This is a genomic window from Microbacterium umsixpiens, from assembly GCF_053543675.1.
Genome location: NZ_JBLVOH010000028.1, coordinates 20,504 through 30,793, shown reverse-complemented (window position 1 = coordinate 30,793; position 10,290 = coordinate 20,504). Strand labels below are relative to the sequence as shown.

Here is a 10,290-nt window from a genome sequence, read left to right as displayed (position 1 = left end):
CCCCCCCGCGGAGGCTTTCTCCGCATCGAGGGCGATGTCGGCGGGAACCGGATCGCCCATCCACATGCCGAGGTTCCACAGCGGTCGGGCGGCGAAGGCGGCATCGGCGAGAGCGGTCGCATCGAGGGACGCGCCGAGGTCGGCGCCGGTCAGGACCGCGTCATCTCCGTCGCCGGTGAGCGTGACCTCGGTCTCGGCGAGATGCGTGCTGATCGCTTCGGCCGCGGCGCCCGGTGTCATCCATCCGACCGGGATTCCGGCGACGGTGGTTCCCGGGGCGATGAGTACCAGCGAGGCTGCTCCCGCGCCCAGGGCGACGACGCCGAGTCCGAGCCCGATCCAGAGGCCGAGGCGGCGCTTCTTGGGGGCCGGCTCGACGGGGGCCCACGCCAACGGCTGTTCGCCGGTGGTGGGCGGGACGGCGTCGGTGGCCGAGTCCCGCGGCGTGAGTACGGCGGTGGGCGTGGCGTCGTCGCCATGCGCCTCGGCTGCTGCGCCCGGCGCAGAAATCAGATCGGTCACGAACTTCACCCCCCGGATCTCAAACGTGTCCTGAGGTCCAATGGTACGGGATGGGAGGTAACGGGGAGGCAACGGTCCGTGATATCGTCCCTCCCCGCGCCAGGTCAGTCGACGATGGCGATGCCGTCGATCTCGACGAGCATCTCCTCGCGGGGGAGACCGGTGAAGACGGTGGTGCGCGACGGGAGGACTCCGCTGGGGGTGTTCGCGGTCACGAAGGCGCCGTAGGCATCGTTCATGATCGGGAAGTCCTCGCGCTTGGTGAGGTACACGCGCAGCATCACGACGTCGTCGAACGTCGCGCCCGATGCCTCGACGATCGCCTTGACGTTCTCGAGGGTGCGAGTGGTCTGCGCGGCCACGTCGCCGGGGAAGAGGTACTCGTTCGTCTGCGGGTCGACCGGGCCCTGGCCGGACACCTGGACGAACGGGCCCTTGCGGATCCCCTGCGAGAAGGTGTGCGCGGGAGCGGGGGCGGCATCGGTGGAAACTCGGATCTTCGCGGTCATGCCGTCCAGCCTAGTAGCCTTGTTAGATGCCTCTACAAATTCCGGATCCCGTTCTCGGCGCCTGGACGAAGGGCTTCCCGGCGCATGCTGCGGGACTCCGACTCTCGGAGGTCGCGGGCGCCGATCTGCGCCTCTCCGACCTGGTCACTCCGGTGCTCACGGTGCACGAGGACGCGCTCGTGCACAACGAGAGGACCGTCTTCGCGTGGGCGCGCGAGCAGGGTGTGCTGCTCGCGCCGCACGGCAAGACCACGATGGCGCCGGCCCTCTGGCAGCGGCTCCTCGAAGCGGGCGCGTGGGGCATCTCGGTCGCGACGCCGTGGCAGGCCGAGGTCGCCGTCGACGCCGGTGTCGCGACGGTGCTGATCGCCAATGCTGTGACGGATGCCGCGGCGGTGCGCCGCCTGAGCGCACTGCTCGCCGCCGATGACGGGCTGCGGGTGCTGTGCTGGGCGGACTCTCTCGCCGGCGTCTCGATCCTGGCGGACGGGATGCGCGGTGCTGAGCGGCCGCTCGACGTGCTGGTCGAGCTCGGCGGCGCGCAGGGCCGCACCGGCGCCCGCAGCGTGGAGGAGGGCGAGCGGATCGCGCAGGCGATCTCGGAGGCTCCCGGGCTGCGACTCGCCGGTGTCGCCGGGTACGAAGGTCCGTTCGGGCCGGATCGCAGCGACGCTTCCGTCGCGGCCGTCGACGCGTATCTCCGGACGATCGTCGAGCTGCACACGCGCCTGGTGTACCCCGCGGACATCCGCCCTGTGCTCAGCGCGGGCGGCAGCTCGTTCCCCGATCGGGCTGCCGCGGTACTCGCGCCCCAGGGCGCGGAGGCCGACGTCGTCCTGCGGTCGGGCGCCTTCCAGATCCACGACGACGGCTTCTACTCCCGCATGTCGCCGTTCGGCCCGTCGATCGGAACCGCGCCACTTCGTTCGGCGATGCATGCCTGGTCGCGTGTCGTCTCGCAGCCGGAACAGGGCCTCGCCCTGTTGGACGCGGGCCGTCGAGACGTGCCGTTCGATCTCGATCTGCCGGTCCCGCAGTCGGTCGACGGTGAGATCACGGCGCTCAACGATCAGCACGCGTTCCTGCGGCTCGCGGACGGCGCTTCGGCGGGGGTCGGCGACGTGGTGCGTCTGGGCCTCTCGCACCCGTGCACGGCGTTCGACAAGTGGCGGGTGGTCGCCGTGATCGACGATCCCGACGCGGATGACCCGCGCGTGATCGGGGCGGTCGCGACATGCTTCTGAGTGCGGAGAAGGCGGCGGCCGGCCTGGTGCGGGTCTACCGCGGAGCGACGGTCGTCGACGGGACGGGGGCGGCGCGCTACGTGGCCGACGTCGCCGTCGAGGGTGCCCGGGTGGCCGCGGTGCTGACGAGCGAGGCGGCGGAGAGCCTCGAGCTTCCGGATGGCGCGACGGAGATCGATGCGGCCGGCCTGGTGCTGGCCCCGGGATTCATCGACATGCACGCGCACAGCGACCTCGCCGTGCTGAGCGGCGCTGCCCACGAAGCGAAGATCCGGCAGGGGGTCACCACCGAAGTGCTCGGTCAGGACGGCCTCGGCTACGCCCCGTCGGACGACCGCGCGGCCGCCGTCATCCCCGGCCAGATCGCCGGGTGGAACGGGATGCCGGCCGAGGTGCCGTGGCGGACCGTGGACGACCTGCTCGCCGCGATCGACGCCGCGACCGTGGCCAACGCCGCAGTGCTCGTGCCGCAGGGGAACCTCAGGATGATGGTCGTCGGGCATGAGAACCGCCCGGCGACGTCGGCCGAGATCTCCGCCATGGCGGACCTGCTCGGCGCGGCGTTGGATTCCGGTGCGTTCGGGATGTCGAGCGGCCTCACCTATACGCCGGGGATGTACGCCGACACGGCGGAGCTCGAGGCGCTGTGCCGCGTGGTCGCGGAACGGGGCGGTTACTGGGCGCCGCACACGCGCAGCTACGGCGGGGGAGCGCTCGACGCCTATCGGGAGGCGCTCGACATCGGCCGCCGCACCGGGTGTCCCGTCCACCTCACCCACGCCACGATGAACTTCACCCCGAACCGGGGGCGGGCAGCGGAGCTCCTCGCTCTCATCGATGAGGCCATCGCGGATGGCGTCGACGTGACCCTGGACACCTATCCCTATCTGCCGGGAGCCACCACGCTCGCGGCCCTGCTGCCGAGCAGGCTCGCCGCCACGGGCGACCTGTTGCGTGCTGTCGCCGAGCTGGACGCGGCCGGTCGGGAGACGGTCCGAGTCGAGCTCGAAGAGGTCGGCTGCGACGGCTTCCACGGTGAGAGGGCCGACTGGACGCAGATCCAGATCTCCGGCACGGCCCATCCTGACCTGGTCGACCTGGTCGGTCGGACGGTCGCCGAGATCGCCGAGACCACGGGGCGTCGAGCCGTCGACGTCGTGCTCGACACGATCATCGCCGATGCCGGGGCCACCGGCATCCTGATGCACATCGGCGATGAGGAGAACGTCCGCGCGATCATGCGCCACCCGCAGCACACCGGCGGAAGCGACGGCATCCTGATCGGTGCGCGGCCGCACCCCCGTGGCCGGGGCACGTTCCCGCGCTATCTCGGACACTACGTGCGCGAGCTCGGCATCCTCACGCTGGAGGAGGCGGTGCAGCACCTGGCGGGTACACCGGCCAGACGGCTGGGCCTCGACCGCGACGATGCTCCGCGCGGTGTGATCCGCTCCGGCGCGACCGCCGACCTGGTGCTCTTCGATCCCGAGACCATCGCCGCCGGCGCGACCTTCGACGAGCCGTTCACCCCACCGCTCGGCATCGTCGAGGTGCTGGTCGGCGGAGTGCCCGTGGTCTCCGACGGCGAGCCCACCGGTGCCACGCCGGGGCGGGCGCTGCGGATGCCGCCGGTGGCCCATCGAGCCACGGTGCCGCGCATCGACGCACGCATCGACCCGCTGGCAACAGGTTTCGCTTGGTCGGACGAGACACCCGTGCTCGCCACCGCGGAGCTCGCCACCGTTGCGGGCCGGCTGGGTGGAGTCGGTCGCGACGACGGACGGCCGGGCATCCGCCTCGTGGTCGATGAGACGCTCGGCGCCGATGCCGCAGCGGCGGGTCGCATCGCACCGGAGGCGTTCCGCGTGAGTGTGAGCGCCTCGGGCATCGAGGTCCGGGGTGCGAGTCCTGCCGGCGTGTACCGGGGTGCCACGGTGCTGCGGCAGCTCCGTGACCCGGACGGAGCGACGACGCCGATTCCGGCCGGAGTCTGGGAGGGAGCGCCCGCCTATGCGTGGCGAGGCGCGATGCTCGACGTCGCACGTCACTTCCGGACCGTGGAAGAGGTCCGTCGTCTCATCGACCAGCTCGCGGATCACCATCTCAACGTCCTGCACCTGCATCTCTCGGATGACCAGGGCTGGCGGTTCGAGGTGCCGGGCTTCCCCCGCCTCACCGAGATCGGTGCCCGTCGAGCAGCGACGCAGCGCGGCCACGGTCCGCTCGCGACCGTCGAGCCCGGCGTCCATGAGGGCTTCTACACGACCGCCGAGTTGCGTGATCTCGTGAGGTACGCCGCCGAACGCTTCGTCACGCTCGTCCCGGAGGTCGAACTCCCCGGTCACGTGCAGGCCGCGCTCGCAGCCTATCCCGAGCTCGGGAACACCGACGTCGGCGACCCGGTCGAGTCGCCGTGGGAGCGGTTCGGCGTGAACCCGCGCACGCTCGCGCCCACCGAGGCCTCGCTGGCCTTCGGGCGCGCGGCCATCGACGCGCTGTGCGACGTGTTCGACTCGGAGTGGATCGGCATCGGCGGTGACGAGGTCCCGGTGACCGAGTGGGCGCAGAGCGCCGCGGCCGCCGCGCGTATGCAGGAGCTCGGACTCGCCACCGCGCACGACGTGCAGCCGTGGTTCACGGCCCATTTCGTCGCTCACGTACGCGCCAGAGGTCGCACGGCGCTGGCGTGGGACGAGGTGCTCGAGGGTGACGTGCCCGACGGCGTCCGGATTCTCGCATGGCGTGGCCCGGTCGCGATGCGCGCGGCTCTCTCGCGGGGCATCGAGGTCGTGGCCTGCCCCGACCTCGAGGCGTACCTCGACTACCCGCAGTCCGAATCCGCGGAGGAGCCCATCAGGGTCGGCCCGCCACTGACGATCGAGCGGGCGTACACCCTGCGCGTCGAGGACGGAGCCGTCGGCGGTCAGGCCAACGTCTGGAGCGAGCATCTGCCCACCCGTGATCGGGTCGACTTCGCGATGTTCCCTCGTCTGTCGGCGATCGCCGAGCGGCTCTGGGAGGGTGGTGACCCGGCACCGTTTGCGGACTTCGGTCGACGTCTGCCGACGCAGCTGCGCCGTCTCCGCGCGGCGGGGGTGCGGTATCGTCCACTGGACGGACCTGCACCCGATCAGCGTCGCCCCGGAGTGCCCGGCAAACCACTCACGGTCGAGGCACGCGAGCGCATCGTCGCCGGTCTGGTGACGCGGCTTCTCGAGCGTTCGGAGGACACCTCCGCCGAGCTTCGAAAGTAATGTAACGTTTCGGTAACCCTCCTCGCGCGACCGCGGGGAGAGGTTGCACAAATTTTGTTCGTAAGGTCTACTAACAAACATGTCCGTTTCGGATGAACAGCGTCCCGCGCCGCCGGTAGAGTACCTCGGCGCGAACACGCATGCCTTCGGCCCGGGGCGCCACCTGCGCTCGCGCGCGAAAGTGCTTCCCGAGCATGCACGCGGCCACAACCGTGCACTCGTGCTGCAGACGCTGTATCACGCCGGTGCGATGAGCCGTGCGGATCTCTCGCGAGAGACCGGGCTGACCCGAGTCACGATCTCCGACCTGGTCGCCGAATTCATCGCCGACGGCATCGTCATCGAGATGGGCGTCCGCGAGGCCGTAGGTCCGGGCAAGCCGCCCATCCTGATCGACATCGACCGCGTCGGCCACCAGATCCTCGGCCTCGATCTCTCGGGTCCCAGCGCTTTCACCGGCGCGGTGCTGAGCCTCGACGGCGACGTGCTCGAACGGCGTGAGGTGCCGAGGCCGGACTCGCCCGACGGCGAAGCGGCGTACGCGGCCCTGCACGAGCTCGCCAAGACCCTGGTCGCCGCTTCCACGCAGCCGCTGCTCGGCGTCGGCATCGGAACTCCCGGTGTCGTGCGGCCCGATGGACTCGTCCTCAGCTCGCCGAACCTCGGCTGGACGAACTTCCCGCTCGAGGCGAAGCTCGGCATCGACCTGGATCTGCCCGTCCTCGCCAGGAACGACGCCAACGCGGCGGTGCTCGCCGAATACACGTTCGGGGACGCGAAGGCCGACTTCATGCTGATCAAGATCGGCAAGGGCGTCGGTGCCGGGCTCATCACCGGCAGCCAGCCGCTGCTGGGCAGCCGCTTCGCGGCGGGGGAGATCGGGCACGTCGTCGTCGGCACCGACGGCGGTCCCCGATGTGCCTGCGGCAAGGATGGCTGTCTCGAGGCCTGGCTGAGCGTCAGCCGCCTGCGTGCGGCGCTGGAGTCCGACTCCGACGCTCGCGACGAGATCCTGCGCGACGCCGGAACGCGCATGGCGATCGCCGTCGCTCCGATCGTCGCTGCTCTCGACCTCTCCGAGGTCGTGCTCTCCGGTCCCGCAGATCTGCTCGACGGCATCCTGATCGATGCCGCGATCGAGACGCTGCACGCCCGCACGCTCGAGGGTGTGTTCGAGGACGTGGTCGTGCGCCGGACCCATCAGGAGGACATCGTCCTGCGCGGTGCCGCCGTGATGGTGCTCTCCGGCCAGCTGGGCGTGTCGTGACGCTCCCCTTCGCCACCGCGGAGACCGCGGGGAGCAGCATCCGATGAGTGATGCGCGTGCTGCCGACCCCGCCGGTCGGCGGATTCGAGTGGGCCTGGACGTCGGCGGTACCAAGATCGACGCCGTGGCTGTAGACCCTTCCGGGGAGATCATCGGCCGACTCCGCCGGGTCACCGGCTGGGGAGACGATGCCGTCGTCGAGAGCATCGTGACGGCCGTCAGCGGGCTCGCCGATGAAGTCGGATTGTCGCTGTCGGACATCGGCTCCGTCGGAATCGGCATCCCCGGGCTGGTCGACGCCGACGCCGGCCGCGTCGACCATGCGGTCAACCTCGGCGTGGAATCCCTCGATCTCGCCGACCGTGCCGAACAGGCGCTCGGCATGCCGTTCCGTGTGGAGAACGATGTGAAGGCGGCCGCACTCGGTGCGGCGGCCCTGAGCGGGGTCACCGGGTCGATGGCATATCTCAACCTCGGCACCGGCGTCGCCGCCGGCATCGTGATCGACGGCCGCATCTGGCGCGGCGCCCGTGGCACAGCCGGGGAAGTGGGGCACCTCTCGGTCGATCCGAAGGGACGCCTGTGCGGATGCGGTCAGCACGGCTGCGTCGAGACGTTCTGCGGCGGCGGAGCGCTCGCCAAGGCCTGGGGTCGCCCGGGCGCGCTGCCGATCAGAGACATCTTCGACGCCGCGGACGCCGGCGATCCGCTCGCTCTCGCGCTCCGAGAGGACCTGTTCCACGGCGCTGCCGCCGCCGTTCGTGTGCTCGTCCTCTCGGCCGACGTCGAGACCGTCGTCATCGGAGGAGGGCTCACGGCTCTCGGCGACCGCCTGGAGGCCGGCGTACGTGCGGCGCTGCATGCCGGCGCCGACGCGTCGCCGTTCATGCGGTCCCTCCGCCTGGATGAGAGAATCGAACTGCTTCCGGCCGGGTCTCCCGCTGCCGCTTTCGGCGCCGCACTGGTCGGCGCATCCATCACCGAGAAGGAGATCGTCCCGCATGGCTGAGGTCGTCATCGTCGAGAATGCCGAGGCCGCAGGCGCCTTGGTCGCCACCGAGATCGTCGAGCTGATCGAACGCCGGGCGGATGCGGTGCTGGGGCTGGCGACCGGATCCACTCCGCTTCCCGTGTACCAGGCGCTGCGCACGCAGCTCGCCGGTCGCGACGTCTCGCAGGTGCGCGGCTTCGCGCTCGACGAGTACGTCGGCATCGACCCGTCGCACCCGGAGAGCTACCGCTCCGTGATCACGCGCGAGGTCGTCGAACCACTCGGTCTCGACCCGCAGCGCATCCACGTTCCCAACGGCGCTCTCGCGACGATCCAGCACGCCGGCGACGACTACGAGGTCGCCATCGATGCGGCCGGTGGGGTCGACCTGCAGATCCTCGGGATCGGTACCGACGGACACATCGGCTTCAACGAGCCGGGGTCGTCCTTCGCGTCGCGCACCCGGGTGAAGACGCTCACGGAGCAGACCCGCGAGGACAACGCGCGCTTCTTCGACTCCATCGACGACGTGCCGATGCACTGCATCACGCAGGGACTCGGCACCATCCTGAAGGCGCGGCACCTGGTGCTGCTCGCTTTCGGCGAAGGCAAGGCCGAGGCCGTGGCCGGCGCCGTCGAGGGACCGCTCACCGCGCTCCTTCCGGGCTCCGCCATCCAGCTGCACCCGCATGCGACGATCGTCGTCGATGAGGCTGCGGCATCGCGTCTCGCTCTTGCCGACTACTACCGCTATACGTTCGCGAACAAGCCGGCCTGGCAGGGCATCTGACGCCTGTCCGGCGCGTTCAGCCCGCCAGCGCGGGCCAGGCGATCGGCAGCAGGTGCTCGACGCTCAGGGGCGCCAGGGGGAGTGTCGCGACGTCTGCCGGCGTGATCCATCGCAGTTCAGCGAGCTCCGCCTGGACCGTGACGGCTCCGGGGTCGACGGATGTCGCGAAGGCCGCAGCGACGACACGGTGCCCCGGTTCGTTCGCGGCCGCGGAGATGAAGGTCCCGAGTGGGTGAAGGTCACTCTCGTCGAGCGTGAGTCCCAACTCCTCGTGGAGCTCGCGGATCAGGGTCTGCACCGCGGATTCGCCCGGCTCGGGCTTGCCTCCCGGCTGCATGAACCGCGTGGTGCCCTGCTTGCGGACGACCAGCACCCGGCCTTCGGCATCGATGATCACGGCCGCGCTCACATGGATGTCAGGCATCGGGGCTGAACACCTTTCCCGGGTTGAGGATGCCGAGGGGATCGAACACCGCGGCGATCTGCCGTTGCAGCTGCCACTGGTCGTCACCGAGCTCTTCGGCGAGCCAGCGGCGCTTCAGCACGCCGATGCCGTGCTCTCCGGTCAGGGTCCCGCCGAGGCGGATCGCCGCGCGGAACAGCTCGTCCGCCGCGACCCACACCTCGGGCGGAACGTCCGGACCTTCGAAGAGGAAGTTGGGGTGCAGATTGCCGTCGCCGGCGTGCGCCACCGTCGGGATGGTGAGCGCGTGCTCGCGTTCGATGCGCGCGATCTCGTCGAACATGGCGGGCATCGCGCTGCGCGGCACGGAGACGTCCTCGATGAGCGTCGTTCCCAGTGACGCCATCGCCGCGTGCATCGATCGGCGGATCGCGAGCAGCTGTTCGCCCTCCGCGCGATCGTGCGAGACCACAGTGACCCCGCCATGGGAACGGAGGATCTCCGCGATGGCGTCGGCCTCGGCACGGGCGGCGGGTCCGTCGGTCTGAATGGTGAGCTGGGCCGCCCCCGGCGTCGGGGCGACGAGACCGAGGAGCGCGTGCACGGCGGTGAGGCTCGCGGCATCCATCAGCTCCATGATCGCCGGTTGCACCCCGGCGGCGGTGACAGCGGCAGAAGCGGAGGCTGCGGCGCGCACGCCGGGGAAGGTGGCGACGACCGTGCAGGTCTCTCCGGGCACGAGCCTGCGCAGCTTGAGGGTCGCTCCCACCACGACACCCAGCGTGCCTTCGGAGCCGACGACCAGTGCGGTGAGGTCGAGACCGGTGACGCCTTTGACGCTCCGGTGGCCGAGGTGCAGAAGCCGTCCGTCCGCGAGCACGAGGTCGACGCCCAGCACGGCATCGCGGACGACACCGTATTTGGCGCAGAGCAGTCCGCCGGCACCGGTGGCGATGTTGCCGCCCACCGTGGAGATGTCGCGGCTGGCCGGGTCGGGCGCCCACCACAGGCCATGCCGGGCGAGCTCCGTGTTGAGGTCGGCGTTCAGGATGCCGGGTTCGACGACCGCGAGCAGATCGTCTGGTCGCACCTCGCGGATCGCGGTCATCCGCCGCAGGGACAGCACGATCTCGCCACTGCCGGCGTTGGCGGCACCGGCGAGTCCGGTGCCGGCACCGCGGATGACGACGGGGGTGCGCGTGGCCGTCGCGATGCGCATGGTCTGCTGGACGTGCTCGACCCGTTCGGCGTGGATGACGGCGATCGGGCGTCCGGCGGCGGCATGACCGGAGCGGTCTGCTCTGGCCTGC

8 protein-coding genes and 1 pseudogene are annotated in these 10,290 nt (G+C 70.6%); 5 read left to right on the top strand and 4 right to left on the bottom strand.

What is annotated here, in order from left to right; genetic code table 11:
- Together ACNPM4_RS03000 and ACNPM4_RS02995 are read right to left on the bottom strand one after the other, a co-directional pair.
- Positions 1-522, bottom strand: a pseudogene (locus tag ACNPM4_RS03000) (L,D-transpeptidase family protein); the annotation flags it as partial.
- A gap of 104 nt (positions 523-626) precedes the next feature.
- Positions 627-1,031, bottom strand: a complete 405-nt coding sequence (locus ACNPM4_RS02995) for a RidA family protein (RefSeq protein ID WP_105711849.1) — start codon at positions 1,029-1,031, stop codon at positions 627-629.
- A gap of 26 nt (positions 1,032-1,057) precedes the next feature.
- Between ACNPM4_RS02995 and ACNPM4_RS02990 the strand changes: the two genes are divergently transcribed.
- The 5 genes from ACNPM4_RS02990 to nagB all read left to right on the top strand — a co-directional run bounded on the left by ACNPM4_RS02990 (position 1,058) and on the right by nagB (position 8,577).
- Entirely contained in the window at positions 1,058-2,275 is a 1,218-nt protein-coding gene (locus tag ACNPM4_RS02990) for an alanine racemase (RefSeq protein WP_448984649.1), read from the top strand.
- Positions 2,266-5,529 (top strand): family 20 glycosylhydrolase, encoded by a 3,264-nt coding sequence (locus ACNPM4_RS02985; RefSeq protein ID WP_448984648.1) that lies wholly within the window; start codon positions 2,266-2,268, stop codon positions 5,527-5,529. Before ACNPM4_RS02990 ends, ACNPM4_RS02985 begins: the two co-directional genes overlap by 10 nt.
- A 79-nt stretch (positions 5,530-5,608) precedes the next feature.
- Positions 5,609-6,796, top strand: a complete 1,188-nt coding sequence (locus ACNPM4_RS02980; protein ID WP_372468770.1) for an ROK family transcriptional regulator — start codon at positions 5,609-5,611, stop codon at positions 6,794-6,796.
- Between the two features lie 43 nt (positions 6,797-6,839).
- On the top strand, positions 6,840-7,805 hold the full coding sequence (locus ACNPM4_RS02975) for an ROK family protein (protein ID WP_372468771.1): 966 nt from the start codon (positions 6,840-6,842) through the stop codon (positions 7,803-7,805).
- The gene (gene nagB / locus ACNPM4_RS02970; protein ID WP_105711852.1) at positions 7,798-8,577 is read left to right on the top strand and encodes a glucosamine-6-phosphate deaminase; all 780 of its coding nucleotides are present in this window, start codon (positions 7,798-7,800) and stop codon (positions 8,575-8,577) included. Before ACNPM4_RS02975 ends, nagB begins: the two co-directional genes overlap by 8 nt.
- Positions 8,578-8,593: 16 nt before the next feature.
- Here the strand turns inward: nagB and ACNPM4_RS02965 are convergent, their stop codons facing one another.
- Both ACNPM4_RS02965 and ACNPM4_RS02960 read right to left on the bottom strand, forming a co-directional pair.
- Complete coding sequence (locus ACNPM4_RS02965) at positions 8,594-9,001, bottom strand: NUDIX hydrolase (protein ID WP_372468772.1); 408 nt, start codon at positions 8,999-9,001, stop codon at positions 8,594-8,596.
- The coding region (locus tag ACNPM4_RS02960) for an FAD-binding oxidoreductase (RefSeq protein ID WP_448984647.1) at positions 8,994-10,290 on the bottom strand (1,297 nt) is incomplete at its 5' end. The genes ACNPM4_RS02960 and ACNPM4_RS02965, both read right to left, overlap by 8 nt.

Excerpts from the sequence above, each read along its gene's own strand:
- ACNPM4_RS02975 (WP_372468771.1), top strand. The coding sequence starts at position 6,840 with ATGAGTGATGCGCGTGCTGCCGACCCCGCCGGTCGGCGGATTCGAGTG.
- ACNPM4_RS02995 (WP_105711849.1), bottom strand. The coding sequence starts at position 1,031 with ATGACCGCGAAGATCCGAGTTTCCACCGATGCCGCCCCCGCTCCCGCG.
- ACNPM4_RS02965 (WP_372468772.1), bottom strand. The coding sequence starts at position 9,001 with ATGCCTGACATCCATGTGAGCGCGGCCGTGATCATCGATGCCGAAGGC.
- ACNPM4_RS02990 (WP_448984649.1), top strand. The coding sequence starts at position 1,058 with ATGCCTCTACAAATTCCGGATCCCGTTCTCGGCGCCTGGACGAAGGGC.
- nagB (WP_105711852.1), top strand. The coding sequence starts at position 7,798 with ATGGCTGAGGTCGTCATCGTCGAGAATGCCGAGGCCGCAGGCGCCTTG.
- ACNPM4_RS02980 (WP_372468770.1), top strand. The coding sequence starts at position 5,609 with ATGTCCGTTTCGGATGAACAGCGTCCCGCGCCGCCGGTAGAGTACCTC.
- ACNPM4_RS02985 (WP_448984648.1), top strand. The coding sequence starts at position 2,266 with ATGCTTCTGAGTGCGGAGAAGGCGGCGGCCGGCCTGGTGCGGGTCTAC.